This is a genomic window from Glaciimonas sp. GG7 (genome assembly GCF_052976905.1).
Genome location: NZ_JBRIIQ010000016.1, coordinates 42,089 through 65,070, shown reverse-complemented (window position 1 = coordinate 65,070; position 22,982 = coordinate 42,089). Strand labels below are relative to the sequence as shown.

22 protein-coding genes are annotated in these 22,982 nt (G+C 51.7%); 5 read left to right on the top strand and 17 right to left on the bottom strand.

The genetic code is table 11. The features are described 5' to 3' along the window. Window positions 1–195 precede the first annotated feature (195 nt). The 15 genes from ACVBEF_RS06270 to ACVBEF_RS06200 all read right to left on the bottom strand — a co-directional run bounded on the left by ACVBEF_RS06270 (window position 196) and on the right by ACVBEF_RS06200 (window position 14,352). Complete coding sequence (locus ACVBEF_RS06270) at window positions 196–1,389, bottom strand: DesA family fatty acid desaturase (RefSeq protein ID WP_447123077.1); 1,194 nt, start codon at window positions 1,387–1,389, stop codon at window positions 196–198. Window positions 1,390–1,515: 126 nt separating this feature from the next. Continuing rightward, window positions 1,516–2,877 (bottom strand): mechanosensitive ion channel family protein, encoded by a 1,362-nt coding sequence (locus tag ACVBEF_RS06265; protein WP_447123076.1) that lies wholly within the window; start codon window positions 2,875–2,877, stop codon window positions 1,516–1,518. After that, window positions 2,877–3,461 (bottom strand): phospholipase D family nuclease, encoded by a 585-nt coding sequence (locus tag ACVBEF_RS06260; protein ID WP_447123075.1) that lies wholly within the window; start codon window positions 3,459–3,461, stop codon window positions 2,877–2,879. Before ACVBEF_RS06260 ends, ACVBEF_RS06265 begins: the two co-directional genes overlap by 1 nt. Then, entirely contained in the window at window positions 3,458–4,711 is a 1,254-nt protein-coding gene (locus tag ACVBEF_RS06255) for an RsmB/NOP family class I SAM-dependent RNA methyltransferase (protein WP_447123074.1), read from the bottom strand. Before ACVBEF_RS06255 ends, ACVBEF_RS06260 begins: the two co-directional genes overlap by 4 nt. 126 nt (window positions 4,712–4,837) lie before the next feature. Next, entirely contained in the window at window positions 4,838–5,455 is a 618-nt protein-coding gene (gene purN, locus ACVBEF_RS06250; protein ID WP_447123073.1) for a phosphoribosylglycinamide formyltransferase, read from the bottom strand. Between the two features lie 133 nt (window positions 5,456–5,588). Then, a complete protein-coding gene (locus ACVBEF_RS06245; protein ID WP_447123072.1) occupies window positions 5,589–5,987 on the bottom strand; it encodes a barstar family protein in 399 nt (132 codons plus the stop codon). Between the two features lie 77 nt (window positions 5,988–6,064). Next, entirely contained in the window at window positions 6,065–6,472 is a 408-nt protein-coding gene (locus tag ACVBEF_RS06240) for a ribonuclease domain-containing protein (protein WP_447123071.1), read from the bottom strand. 172 nt (window positions 6,473–6,644) lie between these two features. Beyond that, the gene (locus ACVBEF_RS06235) at window positions 6,645–7,856 is read right to left on the bottom strand and encodes a patatin-like phospholipase family protein (RefSeq protein ID WP_447123070.1); all 1,212 of its coding nucleotides are present in this window, start codon (window positions 7,854–7,856) and stop codon (window positions 6,645–6,647) included. 70 nt (window positions 7,857–7,926) lie between these two features. Then, window positions 7,927–10,080: a sodium-translocating pyrophosphatase gene (locus ACVBEF_RS06230; RefSeq protein WP_447123069.1), complete on the bottom strand. Its 2,154-nt coding sequence runs from the start codon at window positions 10,078–10,080 to the stop codon at window positions 7,927–7,929. A gap of 255 nt (window positions 10,081–10,335) precedes the next feature. Then, window positions 10,336–10,992 (bottom strand): adenylate kinase, encoded by a 657-nt coding sequence (adk, locus tag ACVBEF_RS06225; RefSeq protein WP_447123068.1) that lies wholly within the window; start codon window positions 10,990–10,992, stop codon window positions 10,336–10,338. A 218-nt stretch (window positions 10,993–11,210) separates the two neighbouring features. Continuing rightward, window positions 11,211–11,987 (bottom strand): 3-deoxy-manno-octulosonate cytidylyltransferase, encoded by a 777-nt coding sequence (gene kdsB / locus ACVBEF_RS06220; RefSeq protein WP_447123067.1) that lies wholly within the window; start codon window positions 11,985–11,987, stop codon window positions 11,211–11,213. 25 nt (window positions 11,988–12,012) lie between these two features. Next, window positions 12,013–12,216, bottom strand: a complete 204-nt coding sequence (locus tag ACVBEF_RS06215) for a Trm112 family protein (RefSeq protein ID WP_447123066.1) — start codon at window positions 12,214–12,216, stop codon at window positions 12,013–12,015. Beyond that, a complete protein-coding gene (lpxK, locus tag ACVBEF_RS06210; protein WP_447123065.1) occupies window positions 12,197–13,252 on the bottom strand; it encodes a tetraacyldisaccharide 4'-kinase in 1,056 nt (351 codons plus the stop codon). Before lpxK ends, ACVBEF_RS06215 begins: the two co-directional genes overlap by 20 nt. Window positions 13,253–13,294: 42 nt before the next feature. Then, a complete protein-coding gene (locus ACVBEF_RS06205; protein WP_447123064.1) occupies window positions 13,295–13,735 on the bottom strand; it encodes an ExbD/TolR family protein in 441 nt (146 codons plus the stop codon). Between the two features lie 11 nt (window positions 13,736–13,746). Further along, on the bottom strand, window positions 13,747–14,352 hold the full coding sequence (locus ACVBEF_RS06200; RefSeq protein ID WP_447123063.1) for a MotA/TolQ/ExbB proton channel family protein: 606 nt from the start codon (window positions 14,350–14,352) through the stop codon (window positions 13,747–13,749). A 1,087-nt stretch (window positions 14,353–15,439) separates the two neighbouring features. Between ACVBEF_RS06200 and xseA the strand changes: the two genes are divergently transcribed. The 3 genes from xseA to ACVBEF_RS06185 all read left to right on the top strand — a co-directional run bounded on the left by xseA (window position 15,440) and on the right by ACVBEF_RS06185 (window position 18,796). Beyond that, window positions 15,440–16,810, top strand: a complete 1,371-nt coding sequence (gene xseA, locus ACVBEF_RS06195; protein ID WP_447123062.1) for an exodeoxyribonuclease VII large subunit — start codon at window positions 15,440–15,442, stop codon at window positions 16,808–16,810. A gap of 136 nt (window positions 16,811–16,946) precedes the next feature. Next, window positions 16,947–17,525 carry a superoxide dismutase [Fe] gene (gene sodB / locus ACVBEF_RS06190; RefSeq protein ID WP_447123061.1) on the top strand — a complete coding sequence of 193 codons (579 nt, stop codon included), beginning with the start codon at window positions 16,947–16,949 and terminating at the stop codon, window positions 17,523–17,525. 149 nt (window positions 17,526–17,674) lie between these two features. Then, a complete protein-coding gene (locus ACVBEF_RS06185; RefSeq protein ID WP_447123060.1) occupies window positions 17,675–18,796 on the top strand; it encodes a mechanosensitive ion channel family protein in 1,122 nt (373 codons plus the stop codon). Window positions 18,797–18,891: 95 nt separating this feature from the next. Here the strand turns inward: ACVBEF_RS06185 and ACVBEF_RS06180 are convergent, their stop codons facing one another. Then, on the bottom strand, window positions 18,892–19,659 hold the full coding sequence (locus ACVBEF_RS06180) for an SDR family NAD(P)-dependent oxidoreductase (RefSeq protein WP_447123059.1): 768 nt from the start codon (window positions 19,657–19,659) through the stop codon (window positions 18,892–18,894). 161 nt (window positions 19,660–19,820) lie between these two features. Here ACVBEF_RS06180 and ACVBEF_RS06175 point away from each other — a divergent pair, with 161 nt between their 5' ends. Together ACVBEF_RS06175 and ACVBEF_RS06170 are read left to right on the top strand one after the other, a co-directional pair. Next, window positions 19,821–20,117, top strand: coding sequence for a type II toxin-antitoxin system Phd/YefM family antitoxin (locus tag ACVBEF_RS06175; protein WP_447123058.1), 297 nt, complete (start codon window positions 19,821–19,823; stop codon window positions 20,115–20,117). A gap of 15 nt (window positions 20,118–20,132) precedes the next feature. After that, the gene (locus ACVBEF_RS06170; RefSeq protein ID WP_447123057.1) at window positions 20,133–20,516 is read left to right on the top strand and encodes a type II toxin-antitoxin system RelE/ParE family toxin; all 384 of its coding nucleotides are present in this window, start codon (window positions 20,133–20,135) and stop codon (window positions 20,514–20,516) included. 84 nt (window positions 20,517–20,600) lie between these two features. Here ACVBEF_RS06170 and ACVBEF_RS06165 read toward each other — a convergent pair whose 3' ends face one another. Further along, a complete protein-coding gene (locus ACVBEF_RS06165) occupies window positions 20,601–22,910 on the bottom strand; it encodes an NADP-dependent malic enzyme (RefSeq protein ID WP_447123056.1) in 2,310 nt (769 codons plus the stop codon). Window positions 22,911–22,982 lie beyond the last annotated feature (72 nt).

Genomic DNA, 22,982 nt, shown 5'->3' with positions numbered 1-22,982 from the left:
TCTCCGACTCAGTAGTTCTATGCCGAGTACCACGGACAAGCACGAATCGATGATATCCAAAGACGGCAAGACAAAATATCGTAGCACAGTCACCAATCACACCGAGCAGCTTGCAGCCAACTCCATTGAACGACCTAAATACATACACGAAAAAAAACGACCTTAAAAAGGCCGTTTTATTTTAGTTACTTCAGATCATGAATAACTACGCAAGCGCAAAGAAAAATCCTCCAATGCCTTGATCTTGGACGCTTCAGCGCGCGCGCACCAGTCTTGCAATTGATGTAGCAACTGATCGCGAGTAAAGTGCGAACGCTCCCAGATGACGCCTAATTCAATTCGCATCTCGTGCATAGTCTGTAGCGCTTTGCTATGCAAAAACAACTCGGTCAACTGCTGTTTTTGCGGCGCTTCCAATTTGGTTGGTTCACGTTGCAATAGTTTTTTCACTGTTTTCAAAAAACCTGACTCAAGAGCGGCTTTACCCGCAAGATGTGCACGCTCTTCTTGCCAGGTACTTTTTAATGATTTCGCGTATTTCGCCATGACATCGTAGCGATTGGCGATCACCGATTGCAGCGTATCGAGATCCGGTACTAGCTTGGCGCTATTGAATTTTGGCGCGGGAGCAATTTTCTTGACCTTGGCGAGCCCAACGATTTCAAGCATACGAATATACATCCAGCCGATATCGAACTCATACCACTTCGACGACAATTTAGCTGAAGTACCAAAAGTGTGATGATTGTTATGCAGCTCTTCGCCACCGATAAGAATGCCGAACGGAATAATGTTGGTAGCAGCATCATTACAGTCATAGTTGCGATAGCCCCAATAGTGACCGATGCCATTAATAATACCGGCTGCCGTAATTGGAATCCATAACATTTGCACAGCCCATACAGTCAATCCAATCACGCCGAACAAAGCGAGGTTGATGAACAGCATCAGAACGATACCCAACGCGCTATGTTTCGTATAAAGATTACGTTCTATCCAGTCGTCTGGCGTGCCATGACCGTATTTTTCCATCGTCTCAGGGACCTTGGATTCAGCGCGATACAACTCGGCACCTTCAAGCAGTACTTTTTTAATACCACGCGTAACAGGGCTATGTGGATCTTCTTCCGTTTCGCATTTAGCATGATGTTTACGATGAATCGCCGCCCATTCTTTGGTGACCATACCGGTAGTCAACCATAGCCAGAAACGGAAAAAATGGCTAGGAATGGCATGCAAGTCGAGGGCGCGATGCGCCTGACAGCGATGTAAATAAATGGTGACGCCAGCGATGGTGATGTGCGTAACAACAAGCGTAAAAATAACAACTTGCCATGCCGTTGCGCCCGTCAAACCATTTGACAGAAAATCGATAATTGCATTGAACACTATGTGTCCTCCAGAGTGATAACAGCGCAGTAGCAGAACTTTGGCGCTCGTTTTGTACAAGTTTAGGGTAAGTTTGCAGGCTGTTAGCAGTCACTTAACCGAAATTAACTCGCCATTGTACTCCCATTAAGGGACGTTTTTGGAATTTGGAACGATTCGCTGACTATCTATTTGAGCGACTTGTTGCGAGTCGGCACCCGGACTCGCCTCCGCGACCATGCGTAAATCACGTCTTGGTTGCGCCACTTTAATACTGTGCGCTTGTAATACGCGCCAGATTGCACGGTTGACGTCAGACAAGACATTGAGCCGCCCATTCTCTGGGTCGAGTATCCAGAATCCAACTTCGAGCTCCAAGCCATCTTGGCCGATTTTAAGTAAAATCGCTTGCGGCAAAACTTCATGCGTAACCCGTTCGACAACGCCTACCGCCTCTTCCAATAAAGTCAGAACCTGCTCAATATCCTCCTGATACACAATCGTCACCTGCGTAGAAAGGCGCAAAATGCGGTGATGCAAGGAGTAATTTTGAACCGCATTGGTCATGAAGACGTCATTAGGCACAATCGACTCAATACCATCCAGTCCTTCCAGGATAGTAAAGCGGCTGTTGATTTGCGTAACTTTGCCGTAATAAGTGCCCACACCGACCATGTCCCCGATAGAGAGACTGCGCTCTAGCAAAATGACAAACCCGGAGACATAGCTACTGGCTATTTTTTGCAGACCCAAACCCAGCGCCACACCGAGTGCTCCGCCAAAGACTGACAGGACAGTCAAATCGATCCCAACCAAGGACAGACTGAGCAACACTGCCACCAACACCAGAAAAGCCCGACCCATCCGAGCTACTACCGTGCGTAATGACGAATGCATGGTGTTCAACTGCATGAGGCGCTGTTCTAGCGTGGCACCTGCCCACAAAGCAATAATGAGCGTCACCAAAACCGAGATCAATGCCTGAAAAATCGCAAGAAGAGAAACCTGGTGACGGCCAATCGGCAAAACCGTACTTTCCAGATACGCCACCAAATCAGGCCATAGCCCTGTGAGATAAAGCAAGACGCCGATCCACACCAGAGCGCCAAACATTTTCTCGAACAATAATAGAAAAGTACTCACGCCGCGATCGCGCACAAACACCCGACGCAGTATGTAAAAAACAAAGCGCATCAAGCCGAGAGAAGCCATTAACGGAATCACCAGCCGCAAAAAATTCACCGGTTGGTGCCATTTTGCGACGACCAACTTGACCAAGACCAACAACAACACGGTCAATAGCGGCGTCAATACTTGCGAGAAACTGCGTAAACCAAGTTGCATCACAGGTTGCGTAAGATCATCCACAACAAAAATACGGCGTAACAAGCGCGCACTTAGCCAGCCAAGTCCGACGCACACCAACGTCATACAAACTTGCAATAGCAAGCCCGGAGCCGCTAAATTGAGCTCAAGGCTGTCGGCCATGTCGGAGAACGGATCGAACATTATTGTCGGTAGGGGATAGCGTCCTGGCGGTGGCGCTGCCAGTTAGAGGCGTAGCGCGTTGCCAGTGTAGGATTATTGCGAACGATAAGAACGTTCTCCGCATTTTTATGCTGAGCGCTCCAGGTAAAATTAAAACTGCCCGTGATCACGGTGGCGTCGGGGGCCAGCGCATCAATCACGATGACTTTGTTGTGTGCACTACGATATTTATTGTCAATCCATACCGCGATATTCGCCTTAGCCAGGCCTATGACTTTAGATGCATCATTGACCTTAAGCTGATGCCCATCAAGCAAGATCTGAACGTCAATCCCGCGTTGTTTAGCAGCAATCAAGGCCGCCGCGATTCTGCCATTGGTCAATAAATAGGCTTGCACCAATACCTGCTTTTGGGAGTCGCTGATGGTCTGGATAATCAAGCCCTCGATATCATCCCAAGGTGAGAACGCCACTTGCAACGTGCCAGTCGCAGCTTGCGGCGGCTGCACCGGATCGAAGTCCTGAGCCGGTGCAGCCGCAAATACCGCCACTAAAACAGCGGCGGCAAACAGTTTTCGGCGCAGGCGTTCTGTCACTAGGATCATTTACGGACGAACACCGCCGCAAAAAAACCATCCGTACGATGTAAATGAGGCAACAATTTCAGATAATCCTGCATTTCCAAATCGATCTTTTGCTCTGCCAACACATCCTTCATCGGCACTAACGAGAAGTCTTCATGGGTCGCTAAAAATTGCGTTGCTATTGCTTCGTTCTCTTCGTCGAGCAAACTGCAAGTACCGTAGACCAAACGCCCACCGGACTTCACCAAACGGGCTGCGCTCGACAGAATCGCCGTTTGCTTGGCATTCATTTCAACAATCGCATCAGGAGTTTGACGCCATTTCACATCAGGATTGCGGCGCAAGGTGCCCAAACCGCTACATGGCGCATCTACCAGAACGCGGTCGATTTTGCCAGCAAGACGCTTCACTTTTGCGTCGTTTTCATGGGCAATCAATACCGGATGGATATTCGACAAACCGCTACGAGCCATACGCGGCTTGAGTTTCGCCAAGCGCTTTTCTGACACATCGAATGCATACAAACGACCAGTGTTGCGCATGGTCGCGCCCAGTGCCAAAGTCTTGCCACCAGCGCCAGCACAGAAATCAACTACCATCTCGCCGCGCTTGGCACCCACGATTTGGGCCAGCAATTGACTGCCTTCATCTTGCACCTCAATCGCACCGCTCTTAAACAAGGGCAGGTTTTGGACGGAGGGCTTTTTAATGATGCGCAGACCTAATGGTGCATAAGGTGTCGGTTCGCATAAAATCGGCGCTTCCGCCAATGTCGCAATCACCTCATCACGGTTGGCCTTGAGCGAATTAACGCGCAAATCCAGCGGCGCTGGGGTATTCAACGCTTCGGCTAATTGCAAGGTGTTTTCTTCACCATCGCGGGCCACCAGTTTTTCATAAAGCCATTGCGGCAAATTAGCGCGCATGGAGGCTGGCAGCAGTCGGCGGTCAATTTCAGCGACCCGCAACAACCATTCCGCCTCATCTTCGGACAGGCCTCCCAGAGAATCTGCGCCAACCGCATCGGCCAGACCTAGCAAGGTCATGCGACGCATAGTCGGGCCATTACCGGACTCAGCAAAACTGGTGTAGACCAATTTGTTACGCAACAAGCCATACACAGCTTCGGCAATGACGCCGCGCTCACGAGAGCCAAGCTTCGGGTGATCGCGGAAATATCGCGATAAAGTAACATCGGCAGGGCCGGTAAATCGTAGAACTTCGCGCAATACTTCTTCGGTAAGACCGATGATCGCTGGAGGCAATCTCATGTTAACTCTTTCATAAAAACGACATATTTGGTTTGATGCGCATCGCTACAATGTGCATGTTTGTTCGTGTCTGCTCAATAGTCTCTTATATATGACGACTACTTTTGTCTATTTTGGATGTGCGGCTTACGATGAGGGAACGATGTCTTTATAAACCCGACCGTCCTTAATCATCAGTCGCCCCTCAACAAACCAGCGCACTGCTTGAGGATACATTTTGTGCTCTACAGCCAGCACCCGTGCCTCTAACGATTGTACGGTATCACCATCCAGCACTGGCACCACTTCCTGCGCAACAATCGGACCATGATCGAGATCGGCGGTAACAAAATGGACCGTTGCCCCATGCACTTTGACACCCATAGTCAGTGCCTGGAGATGCGTCGCCAGCCCGGTAAAGCTTGGCAGTAAAGAGGGATGAATATTGAGCATGCGGCCTGCATAATGCGCAACGAATGGTGCAGTCAATATGCGCATAAACCCGGCCAGCACCACTACATCAGGTGAAAAACGGTCAATTTCGCGTTGTAGTGCCGCGTCAAACTGGGCCCGATCCGGGTAATCTTTGCTGGGAACAACCGCCGTTGCAATGCCATGCGCGGCTGCAAAAGACAAACCGCCAGCATCAGCTTTGTTGCTAATGACGGCGGTAATGTTGGCAGACCAGTGTTCGCTTTGTGCTGCCCGGACGATGGCTTCCATGTTACTGCCTCGTCCAGAAATAAGGATTACGATGCTTCTCATGGCGCGCATTGTACCCGCTGCGCAGCTGCTTAGGCAGGTTTGACGTATAAATTGGGAGTAATAACAGTCCTAAAACACAACACTTCATCTTTAGACCAGCTGTGGCATAGCCATCGCTCCTGTCAAGCTGGCATCACTGGAAGGAATAAAACACGCGAAAAGCGACTTTCCTCTCAGCCCAGAAATCCGCACTATCGCGAAATACATCGAGCAGAATTTCACGCGCTTCCTTGTCGAATTTTTGCGCATTTGGTAATTGCTCCAAAACAACAATAAAGCCTGGTTGCGGACCCGCCTTGAGCGCAAGGTCAGTCAGGCAATCGGCTAAGGCATCGAAATTCTTACCAAAATTCTTAGGGAAATAAAATGCTTGTGCGATCGTCGACAGTACTTGTTGCTTGGTCGCGGCCTCGGCGCAATACGCGTACAGAAAATGTTGTCCGAGACGGGCAGCTTCTGCCTGTAAGTCATTAACGCGAAATGCGCGGATGGACTGGACTAGATTTGGCGGCACGGTTTTAAACAGGCTCATTTTTCCCTCAGCTATGGCAAGATCAATTGCTATTTTTTTGGAAATCAAATCATTGTTAAGTCTTTACTCTCACCCAGTTACTCCTGAATGCGCTTAAAGGAAACATAATGATTATCAGTGTAGTAATACTCACCCGATGACTGGGACACGCCGCCAGCAATGATGCGGCGAGCACCGCGGTTGCGTGCTTTGGGCGTTTTGACGGTGAATTCATGATAATAACCGCGCTTTTGTTGTGGCAAAAGCCGCTCATAATTACCAAATACGACACCATCTTTGGTGTAGGGGAATGGACCGCCCTGCTTGATTAACACTAGTGTTTGCCGGGCTTGAGGAGGAAGTTGCGAGATGGCAATGTAATCCAACGACAACGGACCGCGCGCAAATACTTGAAATGACAGCAACAATCCAAGTAGTAATAACCGCCACTGCCGCAAAAATACAGGAGGAATACGTACGTTAAGTTGTGCTGTTTTGTTTGTCATGTATTGAGGACTTATGCGAGATTGTTCCGGCAAGGCTAACTTTTGATGCAGTAGGGTAACTTGTTGCAGATAACGAATCAACCCGAATCAGCCGCGGAACATAGGTGTATCGCTCATTTTCATAAAGGTAGGCATAGTTTATGAAGATAATTTAGATTACCCGATCAGTCTGTCAAGCTTCGCTTAAGATTTCTGTACCGACAAAGCCGGGGCCTTGATCCGCAAAAAAATGCACAACATCTTCCCGCCGAGCATAAGCATCCTTGCGCCCCATTTCTATCAATTCTCGCGTGTAGCCTTCTTCAAACAATAAATAGGAGGCCAAGTCTGCACCGCGTACCTCGGTCGCACCGATCCCGCCCAATAACGCTCGGATGGATTTCGGCAGGCTCCCGATATGGCGACTCGCGATGTCATCAATTTGCTCAGAGGGAGAAATGATGAGCATCTCAATCGGTTTGAGCGGTGTTTGCTCACGCTGTTCTTCGGTGAGGAACGATAGCGTGTGATTGATGCGCTCCAGACGCTCGATGTCTACCGCCAGGCCATCGAGAAAAATACTCGACAATGCGTGACCGGCAATTTGCGCCAGACTGGGGTAGTGATCGAAAGGCGGCAACTCGGTCGGCGGGGCCATCATGCGACCAGCGCCGATCACCAGTACTTTGCTCGCGCCAAGATGGATTGCCGGTGAAATCGGTGCTTGCTGACGCATAGAACCGTCACCGAAATACTCACGGCGACCTTCGCAATAAATCGGAATCGCTGGAAAAATGAAGGGAATCGCCGACGACGCCAGCAAATGCTCAACCCCAATTTGATCCTTCACGGCGCGCCGCTGGCTGCGAGTCCAGGATTTTATTTCATGCGCACTTTGGTAAAACGTGATGTGTTGGCCGCCGCTATACGACGATGCCGTCACGGCCAAAGCTTGCAGACTTCCATTGGACAAAGCCGTATCGAGACGGCTCAAATCCAGCAAACGATGCAGCATGGAGACCAGCGGTGTGTTGTCGAGTAACGAGCTCGGCGGATGGGCGTGCCATTGACGCAACAACCAGCCAAATGAGAGCAAAGAAAGCCAGCGCGCACCCGAACGCAAGATACCCAGCGAATCGGCGCGATACACATGTTCAACATTGATGTGCCACCAAACCTGCAGCAGTTTTTGCACACTCTCCTTAAAATTATCAGCCCGGCAAGCCAATGCCGTGGCATTGATCGCACCGGCAGAAGTGCCGCAAATAATATCGAAGGGATTGCGCTCCGGAGCCCATCCTTGCTCACGCAAAATGGTCGCCACGGCATCGAGAACACCAACCTGATAGGCGGCTCGGGCACCGCCTCCCATTAAAATAAGACCTACATTTTTTCTAATCGTCATGGCGTAAAGCTTAACAGGGGCAGCACATTTTTTTGAGACTATTCAACATGCCGCCCACATGCAAGCGTCACTATTTAGTCTGAACGGCGGCCTCAGCATCCCCGCTCACCGCCGGTGCTACGACAACTGGCGCGACCACCACTGTCACCACCTCTGTCGGATGACTGGCACCGGTCATCAGATTTGCACCACCCATCGGCAGGATTGGTACCAATAACAACGCCACGATATTGATAATCTTGATGAGCGGATTAATCGCCGGTCCCGCCGTATCCTTGTACGGATCTCCCACAGTGTCGCCAGTGACCGCCGCTTTGTGGGCCTCAGAACCTTTGCCACCATGATTACCATCCTCGATATATTTTTTGGCATTGTCCCATGCCCCACCACCCGTCGTCATTGAAATGGCGACAAACAATCCGGTAACAATAGTCCCCATCAATAAACCGCCGAGCGCCGCTGGGCCCAAGATCAAGCCGACCAGAATCGGAATTAACACCGGCAACAACGACGGCACGATCATCTCCCGGATCGCCGAGGCCGTGAGCATATCGACTGCTTTATCGTATTCCGGCTTGCCGCTGCCATCCATGATTCCTTTGATATCGCGAAACTGCCGGCGCACCTCAACCACCACGGCACCTGCGGCACGACCGACGGCCTCCATTGCCATCGCCCCAAATAAATACGGAATCAGGCCGCCAATAAATAGCCCGACGATCACCAACGGATTGGACAACTCAAAAGCGGTGCTATTGCCAACCGCGTCTAACGCGTGGGTGTAATCGGCAAACAAGACCAACGCTGCCAATCCCGCCGAGCCAATCGCATAACCTTTAGTGACAGCCTTGGTGGTATTTCCCACCGCATCCAGAGGATCGGTAATCGCCCGCACCGAGGCTGGTAAACCGGCCATTTCGGCGATCCCGCCCGCGTTATCGGTAATCGGCCCATAAGCGTCAAGCGCGACGATGATGCCCGCCATCGACAACATGGCCGTCGCTGCAATCGCAATCCCGTACAAACCCGCCAGCCAATAGGACGCCAGAATTGCAACGCACACTGCCAGCACCGGATACGCAGTTGATTTCATCGACACGCCCAGACCGGCGATGATATTGGTCCCATGCCCAGTAGTCGATGCCTCAGCAATATGGCGCACCGGTTTAAAATCGGTGCCGGTGTAATACTCCGTGATGTAGACCATCAAACCGGTCAGCACGATACCAATCAGTGCTGAGCCCATCATCGGCAACACCATAAAAGCGGGCAACACCAGCCAGGTAACGATCGCAAAGCCAATCAGACTAAGTATGGCCGCCCACCACAAACCGGTATATAAGGCCGACATAATTTTCTTGCCGGGCTTAGCCTTCACCATCGAGCAGCCAACAATCGACGCCAGAATCGATACACTGCCGAGCAGCAGCGGATACAACACCGCCTGCAACTCAAATCTCTTAATCAGCAATGATCCAAGCAGCATCGTCGCAATCAGCGTCACGACGTAGGTCTCAAACAAATCGGCTGCCATGCCTGCGCAATCGCCGACATTGTCGCCAACGTTATCGGCAATCACGGCGGGATTACGCGGATCGTCTTCAGGAATGCCCGCCTCGACCTTACCTACCAGATCAGCGCCGACATCAGCCCCTTTGGTAAAAATACCGCCACCGAGCCGTGCAAAAATAGAAATCAGCGAAGCGCCAAATGCCAGCCCGATCAGCGGCTTTAACATATCGTGTAAGGACATGTCCGGGTGACTAAAAAAGGTCACTAACAGGAAGAAAAAAATCGACACCCCAAGCAGGCCAAGACCCACCACCAGCATCCCGGTAATCGCCCCGCCCCGAAACGCCACATCGAGCGCCTGATTCAATCCTTGGGTTGCTGCTTGTGCGGTGCGCACATTGGCACGCACCGACACATTCATTCCGATAAAGCCGCACGCACCGGACAACAGCGCTCCGACCAAAAAGCCGAGCGCAGTGATCGGACCCAAGCCCGGAATAATGGCGATGATGATGAATAACACCACGCCGACGATGGCGATGGTGCGGTACTGGCGGGCCAGAAAGGCTGCAGCACCTTGTTGAATGGCGGCAGCGATTTCCTGCATCCGTGGATTTCCCGGATCCTGTTTCAAAATCCAGCGACGTGAAACCATTCCGTAGACAACGGCAATAACGCCGCAAGCGATCGCAAACCATAGACCAGATGCCATGCTGACTCCCTCTGTTTTTTAAGGACACTTCAAAGTTGACAACCACACTGAGTAAATTTAAGTTTTGCCAATTTGACAAAGACTTTTCTCATTTACAAAAAATGTGTACTGAAAGACTTTTCGTTGCCCTTTTATTTTCAGAAGGCGGCTTGGGCTGGCCTGATTAAATTGAAGAAATTACAGAATATCAATTGTCATACTAACTACATTCATACAGCTGCACAAATAAAAAAGCGGACATATAGTCCGCATTTTTTATACTCCCAGTGCTTTAAAGGCACTATCACGAATGTGTTCAACCGGCCCTACACCAACAATTTTCCGGTATTGCGGTGCGGCAGAATTACCTGATTTGGCCCATTCACCGTAATACTTGACCAAAATTTCAGTTTGCTCGTGATACACAAAAAGACGCTTCTTCACGGTGTCGACCTTGTCGTCATCGCGCAAAATCAATTCTTCGCCCGTGACATCATCGATGCCCTCTACCTTTGGCGGATTAAATTTGACGTGATAAGTACGACCAGAAGCAGGATGGACGCGACGACCGCTCATGCGCTCAACAATCGCCTCATCGGGTACATCGATTTCCAATACGTAATCGATGCTCACACCGGCCTCTTTCATCGCATCGGCTTGCGGCACGGTGCGCGGAAAACCGTCAAACAAATAACCATTGGCACAGTCAGCCTGCTGTAGACGTGCTTTGACCAGGCCAATAATAATATCGTCAGAAACCAGTCCGCCAGCGTCCATGACTTTTTTCGCTTCGATGCCCAGCGGCGTGCCTGCTTTAACTGCCGCACGCAGCATGTCGCCAGTTGAAATTTGCGGAATGTTGAATTTTTCTTTGATGAAGGTAGCTTGCGTGCCCTTTCCGGCACCGGGCGCTCCCAGAAGAATAAGGCGCATGTTGTTAAGTCCTAAGGTTAGTTTAAAAATTTTTTGTGGCGACGCCTTTTTTGCATTTTCCAGATAAATTGGGAAAAATTGCCACGGGATCGCTCTGTGTGGATCTAGTTATAACACGCTAACTTTGCACGAAACTTACCACAAAACTTTACTAAATAGCATCCACGCAAGACCACTCTATCGACGCAGAGCTAAACAGGCGCAAATAGCTCAGAAAATTACGTCGCAAAAAAACGTCTGACCCGCTCCAGATCCTCAGGCGTATCGACACCCGCAGCAGGCGCAGAGAGCGCGATATGCACAGCAATCGGATAGCCATGCCACAGCACGCGCAACTGCTCGAGCGCCTCAATCTGCTCCAGCGGGGACACCGTCAGGGTGGGGTAGGTTTGTAAAAATGCATAGCTGTACGCATACAGCCCTATATGCCGCAATGGCACATAGCCGCCGGGCAACTGTTGCGGTGCGTGCTGTTGTGCGTGCTGATGTGCATGGGTAAATCCATCACGATCCCACGGAATGGTCGCCCGCGAAAAATATAACGCACGCCCCTGCTTGTTGAGAACCACTTTGACCACGTTCGGGTTAAAAGCATCGGCGGCGTTATCGATGGCATGCGCCGCCGTCGCCATCGGTACGCCCTCAACAATGCGCGCAGCAGTCGCGGCAATCAAGGCAGGATCGATCAACGGCTCATCGCCCTGCACATTGACCACCACCGCATTAGCCGCCAAGCCTAAGCCAGCCGCAACTTCTGCAATCCGATCGGTACCGGAAGGATGATCGCTACGCGTCAAACGCACAGCGACGCCATGCTGTTCACAGGCACGCACAATATCGGCATGATCCGTCGCCACAATCACTTGCGCCGCGCCAGATTGGGCGGCACGCTCGGCCACACGCACGATCATCGGCTTGCCGCCGAGATCAGCCAAAGGCTTGTCAGGCAACCGGGTCGACGCTAATCGCGCAGGAATAATGACGGTAAAGGACATGGATGGTCTTTATAAAAAATATGCCTCAGACAGGCTTAATCTCGTTGACGGCCATATCTGCCGCACTATTGAGTTCCCGCGCCTGATCGGCCCACATAATCGGAATGCCATCACGAATCGGAAACGCCAGCCGATCAGCATTGCAAATCAGTTCCTGCGCTTTTTTATCGTGCTGCAACGGCCCCTTACAGATGGGACAAACCAGAATATCAAGAAGATGCGCGTCCACGAAGTTTCTCCACAATTTGATGTATTTGATGTGTTAACGCAGGATCAATCTGCGCTGTCACGGGAACGACCCACACACGTGGGTCGTTTTTGATGATTTCAATTTGGCTACATTTTACTGCATCCTTTTCAGTGATCAGAATGATCTCAGCGTCTGATGCAGCAAAAGGATTCGTAGAAAAATCATAATGATCGGGCAACGCGAGGGATGCAAATAGCAGGCCGCTTTCAGCAAGCATGACAAAGAAACGTTGCGGATTGCCGATTCCGGCTGCGGCCAGAACCTTTGAACGTGAAAAATTAGCTAACGCCCGCGTCTGAGTACGGTCTCCAAGGCGCTCAGCCACCTCTCCCACCAACTGCATACGAATCGCCTCAGTCGGCAACGCAACCGGCAAAGCCGCTTTCGCCGTCAGATTGACCACCGTAAAATCACGCTTGCGAGTCGCTGGTTCCCGCAACGGTCCGGCTGGCAGCAGCCAGCCATTGCCGTTACCCCGGCTATCGGATAAAACAATTTCGATATCCCGTTGCAGTCGATAATGTTGCAAGCCATCGTCTGACAAGATCACATCGACCTCCGGATGCAACTGCAACAAAAGCTGTGCCGCCGCCACCCGATTGCGTCCTACCACGACCGGACACTGTGCCCGCCGTGCGATGAGCAAAGGCTCATCGCCAACCTCAGCGGCAACCGACTCACCCGAGACGACGCGCACCGCAGGTATAGCTGAATCGGTCTTTACGCCATAACCACGCGAAATCACGCCCGGCGTATAGCCAGCCAGCCGCAGCGCTTGCACCAGCCAAATGGTCAGCGGCGTCTTGCCAGTGCCACCAATATAAATATTGCCGACCACGATGACCGGAACCGGCATACGCGTACTGTTGCGCCAACCGGCCAAATACAGGCGGCGACGCAATCCCACTACTATCCGAAACACTAACGACAACGGCCACAGCACGCACGCCAATACACCACGATGCTGCCAGGCGGCAATCAATTTTTCTTCAAATGAGGGAAGTTTACGTGCCAAATTAACCAATCAGAAACAACGCATTAAAACAAACAAACCTGCTTACTTCTTATTACCATTCACCTGCGCCGCAAACGTCACCTTGTCGAAACCAGCCAGACGCGCCGCTTCCAGCACATTAATGACAGTTTGATGAGGCGACATCGCGTCAGCATTAATAATCACCACCGGTGTTTCCTTGGATGTATTCGCAGCGCTTTGTGCTGCGCTCTTCAAATCCTGGGCCAGATCGTCCGCATCCCTGGACGCTACCTGCACCTTGTTGACAGCGTACTGTCCCTGCGCCGTGACAGCGACATTTATCTGAAATGGCGGCACATCGGTCTTTGCTGCGTTCGCGTTGGGTAACGTAATTTTTAGCGTAGTGAGCTTGCTATAGGTCGTAGTGACCATTAAAAAAATCACAATCACCAACAAAACGTCGATGAACGGAATCAAATTAATTTCAGGCTCAGCGTGCGTCCTGCGTTTGCGAAAATGCATACCTGCCTCTGTTATTTCCGTGCACCGTGGACGATATCGACGAACTTAATTGCCTGTTGCTCCATATCAACAATAAAACCGTCTATCGTGGCGCGGAAATGGCGATAAAAAACCAACGCCGGCATCGCAATCGCAAGACCAAATCCCGTGTTATAAAGCGCCACTGAAATACCATGCCCCAATTGCGCAGGATCAGTCCCTGCGCCATTGGTTGCACCAAAAATTTCAATCATCCCCACAACAGTGCCAAACAAACCCATCAAGGGCGCTAGTGAAGCAATCGTACCCAACGTAGTGAGAAAGCGCTCCAACTCATGCGCCGTCGCCATACCGGCCTCTTCGATCGCCTCTTTCATTATCTCGCGCGGTGCATTGATATTGCGTAAGCCAGCGGCCAATACGCGTCCTAACGGGGAGTTATTTTCCAAATGCGCAATGACTTCGGAATTGGCGCGGCCATTGTGATAAACCCGGATCACTTCCTGCAATAATTTCGGCGGCAAAATACGCGAACGGCGCAAATACACGAGGCGTTCAATAATCAACGCGGTCGCAATCACGGAGGCGGTTAATAACAACCAGATCGGCCAGCCTGCTGCTTGAATGATGACAAACAAAAAAACCTCCTTGAAGGTAAAAACGGAAGGGTTTATTTAACGGATTGCAGAATGTAAACTGTTGAGGCCGTGTGAGCAAGTGCATCCACGCTAAGCCAACAAGTTTTCTGAACTGCAGAGAAAAACATTATCAATAACCCACCATAATAGCTGAGAAACTTCCCCACATTTTTTGTGAATAAGATTGTGGATAACTCCTCTATCGGAATGCTAAGGCATTGATTTTTAAGTCATTTTTATCCCTGCATCAAAAATGCGCAGAATATTGCTATTTGTTCACAAAACAATCCACCAGACAATCAAAGTTCTCCACAGTTTGTGTGGACAACTTTGTGAATAACTCCTCCCGCGAAGACCTAACACATTGATTTTGTTCACTTATATTCCACTGTTCAGATCGCGCTCAATCCACGAAATTAACTGTACTCACTTACTACAAAGACCATGCTCTAGGTATTCTCTCCTATGAAATATCCTACCTATCAGAAGCTTTTCAATCCAGTTTAGTTATCCACAGATTTTGTGGATAACTTTGTGTACATCATTACTGGAACTGTACTAAGTCGTTGATTCGATAGCCTTTTCATAGTGTGTACAGTGAAGCTACAAATACGGAAGGAATCCACACTAAAACGGTCGATCTCCACATTTCATCTTAACTCTGATTTAACCCTTAACCCCGCCAGAACTTATCCACAGAAATTGTGGGTAAGTTTGTGTACAAGGATACTGAAATAGGATTAAGCACTTGATTTAAAAGACTTTCCTGTCTGTGGGTAGTACTGACGCAAAACGCGTTAAAACGCCAATCATGCGCATTGTGCGGAATCAACGCCATGCATTATTCCGTCTAAGACTTTTCCACAGTTTATGTGGATAACTTTGTGGGTAAATTAGCTGGAAGTTGGCTAAGCCATTGATTCAAATAGTATTTCACCTACTGTGCAGCGGTGGAGCAATTATCTGACCAAAAGGCGAACAGCGCGACGCGCAACCAGAAATCAGCTTTCGTCTGATTAAGATTTACAATACGGCACTCAAAGATAGTCTCAACTGCTTCTATCAATAGCACTCACCGAAAGTCCTGATGTCCCCGCTCAATGTCGCCCCTTCCGCCGATAACCGCACCGGCACAGCACCAGTACTCTCCGTCTCCGCGCTGAATCAGGCTGTTGCGCGCATGCTGGAGCGCAGTTTTCCGCTTACCTGGGTTTCGGGCGAAATCTCCAACTTCACCCGTGCCGCCTCCGGTCACTGGTACTTCACGCTCAAAGACGACGCCGCCCAAGTACGCTCGGTCATGTTCAAGAGCCGCGCTCAAAACGCCGGATTTATTCCGCGCGAAGGCGATAAGGTCGAAGTACGCGCTCTGGTGACGCTCTACGCACCACGTGGCGATTACCAATTAAGCGTCGAAGCGATCCGCCGCGCGGGTGCAGGCAATTTGTACGAAGCCTTTTTGCGACTGAAAGAAAAACTCACGGCTGAGGGCCTGTTCGACCCTGCCCGCAAGCGCCCTATTCCCCGCTTCGTCACCTGCATCGGCGTCGTAACAAGCCTGCAAGCCGCAGCGTTGCGCGACATCCTGACCGCACTCAGACGCCGTGCCCCGCACGTACGCGTAGTGATCTACCCGACGCCAGTACAAGGCGAAGGCGCAGCAGAAAAAATCGCCCGCGCCATTAATACCGCCTCAGCCCGCGCCGAATGCGACGTCTTGCTGGTCTGTCGCGGCGGCGGCAGTATCGAAGATTTATGGTCATTTAATGAGGAAGGCGTCGCCCGCGCCATCGCAGCCGCTGGCATGCCGGTGATTTCCGGCGTCGGCCATGAAACCGATATCACGATTGCCGACTTCACCGCCGATGTCCGGGCTGCAACCCCGACCGCCGCCGCCGAACTGGCTGCCATTCCCCGCCACGACTGGCTCTCTGCCATTGAAAGTCATGCCATCGACATGACCCGCGCAGTACGGCGGCAATTCGGTGAAGCCAGCCAGATGCTCGACTGGCACACCCGTCGCCTTGTCAGCCCCGCCACGACCATCAACCATGAGCGCCTGAAATTAGCCAGCCTGCAAACCCGCTTGATGCACGCCACCACGATACCGGCCGCACAATCGCGGTATGCCTTGCTACATTTGCAAACACGCCTCTCAGCACAATTGCCCGACACCCGCCGCGCGCGCAGCCTGATAGCCGAACAAGCGCGTCGCCTCGCCAGTGCGCTCACGCAACAAAGCAAACAAGGCCGCGCAGCGCTTCACGCCCTCAATGCCCAGCTCGAGATGCTCAATCCGCAACGTACGCTAGAACGCGGCTACGCCATCGTCACCAATGCAAAAGGCAGCGTTTTACGCGCCCCCAAGGAACTCCAGCCACGCCAACACATCACCATTCAACTGGCGCAAGGCAGCGCGCAAGTCGGTATTGAGAGCGTGCAACCCACCCTTGATTAGTCGCGCAGCTAACCCGGAGAATCTCACCTGATTGCATTCGTTTGCAGCATGGAATAGATAAGCGCCTTACAATAACGGGCTTGAATGTCATCTATTCAAACCATGCAGTATCAATAAAACTTAGAAAGCACACACCATGACGCACACCCTTCCCGCTCTCCCGTACGCAATTGATGCATTGGCCCCACATATCTCCAAAGAAACACTGGAATTTCACTACGGCAAACATCACCAGACTTACATAACCAATCTCAACAACCTGATTCCAGGCACAGAATTCGAAAACGCGTCCCTCGAAGACATCGTCAAGAAATCCTCCGGCGGCGTCTTCAACAACGCAGCGCAAGTCTGGAACCACACGTTTTACTGGAACAGCCTGTCACCAGATGGCGGTGGCGTACCTACCGGCGCATTGGCTGCGGCGATCGACGCAAAATGGGGTTCGTTCGACAATTTCAAAGTTGAACTCACCAAATGCGCCGTTGGCACTTTCGGTTCAGGCTGGGCATGGTTGGTCAAAAAGACGGACGGCACGCTGGACCTGGTATCGACATCCAACGCCGCAACACCACTGACAACGGACGTAACACCACTGATCACTGTTGACGTGTGGGAACACGCGTATTACATCGACTACCGCAATGCCCGCCCTAAATACCTGGAAGCGTTCCTGGCATTGGCGAACTGGGACTTTGCTGCGAAAAACTTTGCTTAATTAAATAAAGTTTGCTGCAAACATCGTTTTAGTACCAAAAAGCCGACTCAGTGAGTCGGCTTTTTTAATCCCAACAATCCGTGACCGATGCCACGTTCATGCAATAGCCACCCTTCCTGTATCCTCAATCAACAAAGGAGTATCCATCGATGGATTTGAATTTTTTGTCTGAGTTACACGAAGGACCGCTACGCTCAGGTCTGCTCGTCCTGGCCACGGCACTCATCGCCTGTCTGATTGCGATCATCCTGCACCGGGTGGGGATTTTGCTATTGCGGCGACTCTCCCGTGAACATCCATTGCTCACCAATGCCAGCTTTATTGCATTTCGCGCCAGTCAGATGTGCATGCTGCTGTTTGCGATACGGCTGGTGCTCACAGGTGCGTCGGAAGACACGCCGCGGTTAGTGCCGCTATCCTATCTGACCTCTGTGGCCCTGATTCTGGCCCTGACCTGGCTCGCCATGCGCGGCATAAAAACGGTCAGCGTCACCGTCATCAACCGCCACCCCGCCGACACAATCGACAATCTCAAAGCGCGCCGGGTGCTCACCCAAACCCGGGTGCTGGCACGCAGCGCCAATATCATCATCGCCATCATCGGGCTAGGCTTTGTGCTGCTGACCTTACCCGGTGCCAGACAATTTGGCGCAAGCTTGCTCGCCTCCGCTGGCGTGGCGGGCTTGGTCGCCGGTATCGCCGCACGCCCGGTGCTGGGTAACTTCATCGCCGGTCTACAGATTGCCTTTTCTCAACCGATACGCATCGATGACGTTCTGATCGTCAAAGGTGAATGGGGGCGAGTAGAAGAAATTACCGGCACCTTTGTCGTCGTGCGTATCTGGGACGAACGCAGAATGATCGTGCCGCTGCAATGGTTTATTGAAAATCCGTTTGAAAACTGGACCCATAAATCCTCCACCATTCTGGGCACAGTATTTCTGTGGCTCGATTTTGCTGTACCGGTAGCAGCGCTGCGGGCAGAGTTCGAACGTATCTGTAAAACATCAAAGCTATGGGATGGCCGCGTCTGCGTCTTGCACGTCACCGACTCAACTGACCGCGCCATGCAACTTCGGCTACTGGTGAGCGCGCAAGACTCCGGCATCGCCTTCGATCTACGCTGCAACATTCGGGAAGAAATGATCGCCTTCATCGCCGCCCACTATCCGCAAGCATTACCGCGCCTGCGCTCAGCGATTGAAGTCAGTAGCGCTAAGCCGGGCGATGCGGATGCAATGCAGACCATCATCGACGGCCGGGCGCAATGAAGAATATCGAACGCAAAAGGGGAGCGTCACTTTGACGCTCCCCCTCTTACCCGACCACCACTATGTCGTTCGCTATGTCGTTCGCTATGTCGTTATTACTTAGCCGTCATCCGAATCCCGCCATCCAGACGGATCACTTCTCCATTCAGATAAGCGTTTTCGACGATAGTCTTTACCAGCCCGGCAAACTCTGCCGGCTTGCCCATACGCGCCGGAAACGGCACGGTTTTGCCTAGCGCATCCTGAACTTCAGTCGGCATCCCCAGCAGCATCGGCGTTTCCATAATCCCCGGCGCAATCGTCATCACCCGAATCCCAAAGCGCGCCAACTCACGCGCAACAGGCAACGTCAGCGCCACCACACCGCCCTTGGAAGACGCATATGCAGCTTGTCCGATCTGCCCATCAAACGCTGCCACGGAAGCGGTGTTAATGATGACCCCACGCTCGCCATCGGCATTCGGCTCGGTCTTGCTGATGGCCTCTGCTGCCAGACGCAGCATATTAAACGTACCGATCAGGTTAATCTGGATCACACGGGCAAAATCATCAAAGCCGTGCACGCCCTCTTTACCCAGCACTTTTTTGGCTGGCGCAACACCGGCGCAATTGATCAGGCCATGCAAACCGCCAAACACAGACACACAAGCATTCACCGCCGCCTGTGCGCTGGCTTCATTGCTGACATCGGTGACCACAAAATGCGCGCGCTCACCCAGTTCTGCTGCCAGCGCAGTTCCTGCTGCCTGATTCAGATCGGCCAGAACAACCTGACCGCCCTCTGCCACAATCATCCGTGCCGTTGCAGCGCCTAAGCCTGAACCGCCGCCGCTGATCAAAAAACATTTATCTTTAATTTGCATGTAAAACTCCTGATGATTGATTGTTACAACTTGAGAAATTGATTCAGCGTGTTAGGGCCTGTGAAGTGTATTTTGAGGCTTATTAAAAATAATTTCCATTGGCATCTCATCCCTTATACTGTACAAAGTTTTGCACACTTATCAGCACTAAGGAAATAGTAATGGGAATTTCTACAAGCGACGTGATCCCTTTTTCACAGGCGCGAGCCAACCTTTCCGAACTGGTCGAGCAAGTCAAGGCTGGTGCCGAGAAAATTATTACCAAAAATGGGGAGAGCTACGTTGCGCTTATCGACGCCCAGCGCCTCGATTACTACCACCGATTAGAGCGTGAACACATCCATCTGCTGCTGATAGACGAAGCTGGCAAAGGGCTCGATGACATTGCAGCTGGTCGCGTGAAAGATGCACACGACACTATTCAGCGGTTGAAAAACCGCCGTAACGCGCAATCCTGACACTGAGGACTTCGCGTGATCAGGAAAACCAGCATAAAGCTTACCGCCAACTTTGAACGCAACCTCGAAAGCATTGAAGCCTTTCTTACTGAAGCCGACGCACGTCATGCATATGACACACTGCTTGATGCATTGCTCGACACCCTCATCCCGAACCTTGAACGATTCCCTGACATGGGGCGACCATTTCTGGAACACGCTGTCAGGTCTGTCGAAGTGACCAATGCCCTTGCGCAGCTAAAGGTAAAGTTACACAACGACGCCTTAATGGAATACCTGTTTAGGGACTATGTAGTGCTTTATGTGAAGTCGAATGACGTCATCCATTTATTGTCGATCAAGCATCATCGACAATTGTCTTTCGACTTTGAACATCTCTGGGTTGGGCATACAGAATAAGCGCATAAAAGTTATCCCCAAATAAAAATGACCTCCATCGGATCATCCTGACAGAGGTCATTTTTCATTTACGCAATCGCTAAATCAACCGCCCTGCTTCTTAGAAATAGCATTCGCCACCACCAACGCCGTCATATTCACCACCCGCCGCACCGTCGCCGATGGCGTCAGAATATGCACGGCAGCCGCTGCGCCCAATAACACCGGACCCACCGTCACGCCCTGACCACCGGTCATCTTCAAGACATTGAAGAGAATATTGGCCGAATCCAGATTCGGCATCATCAGCACATTGGCGTTACCGGTCAATGTCGATTTTGGCAAAAATTGCGCCCGGATATCCGCACTCAACGCTGCATCGCCGTGCATTTCGCCATCCGACTCTACGTCTGGCATACGCTTGGCAAACAGTTCATTGGCGGCGCGCATCTTTTTAGCCGATGGACGCGTGCTGGAACCAAACATGGAATGCGACAGGAAAGCGACCTTAGGCGGCACGCCAAAACGACGTACTTCTTCCACCGCCATCGCCGCAATATCAGCCAACTGCTCTGCCGTCGGATCATCATTGACAAACGTGTCGGCAATAAACAGCGTGTGTTGATCCAGCACCAGCCCGTTCACCGTGGCAAAGCCCTGTGCCCCCTCGCGCAAACCGATGACATCACGGACATGTTCAAGATGGCCGTCGAAACGTCCCACCAGACCGCACAGCATGCCGTCAGCGTCACCCAACTTCACCAGCATCGCCGCAATGATGGTATTGGACCGACGCAGCAACGACTTCGCCATTTCGGGCGTGACACCATCGCGCGCCTTGATCTCGTGATACGCCTCCCAATACTGGCGAAAGCGCGTATCGTCTTCAGGATTAACCATTTCAAAATCCTGCCCGGCCTTCAAACGCAAGCCCGCACGTTCAATCCGTGCCTCAATCACAGCAGGACGACCGATCAAAATCGGCTTGACCAGTTTCTCTTCCAGCGCAATTTGTACCGCGCGCAAGACCCGCTCATCCTCACCTTCGGCAAAGACTATCCGTTGCGGGTCCGAGCGCGCAGCCTCAAACACGGGCCGCATAAACATCCCGGTATGGCTGACAAAACGTGTCAACGATTGGCGATACGCCGCCATATCCTTGATTGGTCGCGCCGCCACGCCAGACTCTTCCGCCGCGCGTGCCACCGCTGGCGCGATACGCAAAATCAGACGCGAATCAAAAGGCTTGGGAATAATATATTCAGGACCGAAACGCAATTCCTGACCGGCGTAGGCGCTGGCGACTTCTTCGCTGATTTCGGCCTTGGCCAAGTCCGCAATCTCGCGCACGCAGGCAATTTTCATCGCCTCAGTAATCCGGGTTGCGCCGCAATCGAGCGCGCCACGGAAAATATATGGGAAGCACAGCACGTTGTTCACCTGATTCGGATAGTCCGAACGGCCTGTTGCGATGATGCAATCCGGACGCGCCGCCAAGGCCAGTTCCGGGCGAATTTCCGGTTCAGGATTAGCCAGCGCCAAAATGATCGGCTGGGTTCCCATCGTCTTGACCATCTCCGCCGTCAACACACCAGCGGCTGAACATCCGAGAAACACGTCGGCGTTTTTAATCGCATCTGCCAAAGTACGGGCATCGGTTTTCTGGATATAACGTTGCTTGGATTCATCGAGCTTGTCTTCCCGACCATCGTGAATCACGCCACGTGAATCGCAGACAAACATATTTTCACGCTTAACACCAAGCTCGACCATCAAGTCCAGACAAGCAATAGCCGCCGCACCAGCACCGGACGCCACTAACTTGATATCGCCAATCGCCTTCTTCACCAGTTCCAGACCGTTCAACAATGCCGCAGCGGAAATAATCGCCGTGCCATGCTGATCGTCATGAAAGACCGGAATATTCATCCGCTCACGGAGTTTTTTCTCAATATAGAAACATTCCGGCGCTTTGATATCTTCCAGATTGATCCCACCCAGCGTCGGCTCCAACGCCGCGATCATGTCTACCAACTTGTCGGGATCGCGTTCTGCCAGCTCGATATCAAACACGTCAATACCAGCAAAAGTCTGGAACAAGCAGCCCTTACCCTCCATCACCGGCTTACTCGCCAGCGGGCCGATATCGCCCAGCCCCAGCACTGCCGTGCCGTTGGTAATGACCCCCACCAGATTGGCCCGCGACGTAAAGTCCACCGCCAGATCCGGATTCTCTTCAATGGCCAGACAGGCGTAAGCCACCCCGGGCGAATACGCCAGCGACAAATCACGCTGGTTCGACAACGGCTTGGTCGGTACCACTTTGATCTTGCCGCGGGTCGGGCTGCGGTGATATTCCAGCGCGGCTTCGCGCAATGCCTGCTCGGCGGGGGACAAAATACTGTCTTTGGTCATCATGCGTCTCCAGGGTGTCTAAGTAGGTTAAGTGCCATGCAGCAAGTAATCGGTTCATCACAAACAAAAAGG

Bases quoted from the DNA above. Each gene is read 5' to 3' on its own strand.
- ACVBEF_RS06265 (WP_447123076.1), bottom strand. From the start codon at position 2,877: ATGTTCGATCCGTTCTCCGACATGGCCGACAGCCTTGAGCTCAATTTA.
- ACVBEF_RS06260 (WP_447123075.1), bottom strand. From the start codon at position 3,461: ATGATCCTAGTGACAGAACGCCTGCGCCGAAAACTGTTTGCCGCCGCT.
- ACVBEF_RS06255 (WP_447123074.1), bottom strand. From the start codon at position 4,711: ATGAGATTGCCTCCAGCGATCATCGGTCTTACCGAAGAAGTATTGCGC.
- purN (WP_447123073.1), bottom strand. From the start codon at position 5,455: ATGAGAAGCATCGTAATCCTTATTTCTGGACGAGGCAGTAACATGGAA.
- ACVBEF_RS06245 (WP_447123072.1), bottom strand. From the start codon at position 5,987: ATGAGCCTGTTTAAAACCGTGCCGCCAAATCTAGTCCAGTCCATCCGC.
- ACVBEF_RS06240 (WP_447123071.1), bottom strand. From the start codon at position 6,472: ATGACAAACAAAACAGCACAACTTAACGTACGTATTCCTCCTGTATTT.
- ACVBEF_RS06235 (WP_447123070.1), bottom strand. From the start codon at position 7,856: ATGACGATTAGAAAAAATGTAGGTCTTATTTTAATGGGAGGCGGTGCC.
- ACVBEF_RS06230 (WP_447123069.1), bottom strand. From the start codon at position 10,080: ATGGCATCTGGTCTATGGTTTGCGATCGCTTGCGGCGTTATTGCCGTT.
- adk (WP_447123068.1), bottom strand. From the start codon at position 10,992: ATGCGCCTTATTCTTCTGGGAGCGCCCGGTGCCGGAAAGGGCACGCAA.
- kdsB (WP_447123067.1), bottom strand. From the start codon at position 11,987: ATGTCCTTTACCGTCATTATTCCTGCGCGATTAGCGTCGACCCGGTTG.
- ACVBEF_RS06205 (WP_447123064.1), bottom strand. From the start codon at position 13,735: ATGCATTTTCGCAAACGCAGGACGCACGCTGAGCCTGAAATTAATTTG.
- xseA (WP_447123062.1), top strand. From the start codon at position 15,440: ATGTCCCCGCTCAATGTCGCCCCTTCCGCCGATAACCGCACCGGCACA.
- sodB (WP_447123061.1), top strand. From the start codon at position 16,947: ATGACGCACACCCTTCCCGCTCTCCCGTACGCAATTGATGCATTGGCC.
- ACVBEF_RS06185 (WP_447123060.1), top strand. From the start codon at position 17,675: ATGGATTTGAATTTTTTGTCTGAGTTACACGAAGGACCGCTACGCTCA.
- ACVBEF_RS06180 (WP_447123059.1), bottom strand. From the start codon at position 19,659: ATGCAAATTAAAGATAAATGTTTTTTGATCAGCGGCGGCGGTTCAGGC.
- ACVBEF_RS06175 (WP_447123058.1), top strand. From the start codon at position 19,821: ATGGGAATTTCTACAAGCGACGTGATCCCTTTTTCACAGGCGCGAGCC.
- ACVBEF_RS06165 (WP_447123056.1), bottom strand. From the start codon at position 22,910: ATGACCAAAGACAGTATTTTGTCCCCCGCCGAGCAGGCATTGCGCGAA.